This is a genomic window from Robertmurraya korlensis, from assembly GCF_023715225.1.
In the GTDB taxonomy this organism is placed as follows: Bacteria; Bacillota; Bacilli; order Bacillales; family Cytobacillaceae; genus Robertmurraya_A.
This window is the reverse complement of the sequence record NZ_JAMBNS010000184.1, coordinates 1-241: the sequence shown is the minus strand read 5'-3', so window position 1 is coordinate 241 and position 241 is coordinate 1. Positions and strand designations below refer to the sequence as shown.

Annotated in this window: 1 rRNA gene; it reads right to left on the bottom strand. The window is 54.8% G+C overall.

Annotation, left to right across the window (positions count from 1 at the left end):
* Window positions 1–241, bottom strand: a 16S ribosomal RNA gene (locus tag M3175_RS26255); the annotation flags it as partial.

Genomic DNA, 241 nt, shown 5'->3' with positions numbered 1-241 from the left:
CAGTGTGGCCGATCACCCTCTCAGGTCGGCTACGCATCGTCGCCTTGGTGAGCCGTTACCTCACCAACTAGCTAATGCGCCGCGGGCCCATCTATGAGTGATAGCCGAAACCATCTTTCAGCTTTTCTACATGTGTAGAAAAGAATTATCCGGTATTAGCCCCGGTTTCCCGGAGTTATCCCAGTCTCATAGGCAGGTTGCCCACGTGTTACTCACCCGTCCGCCGCTAACCTTTGGGAGC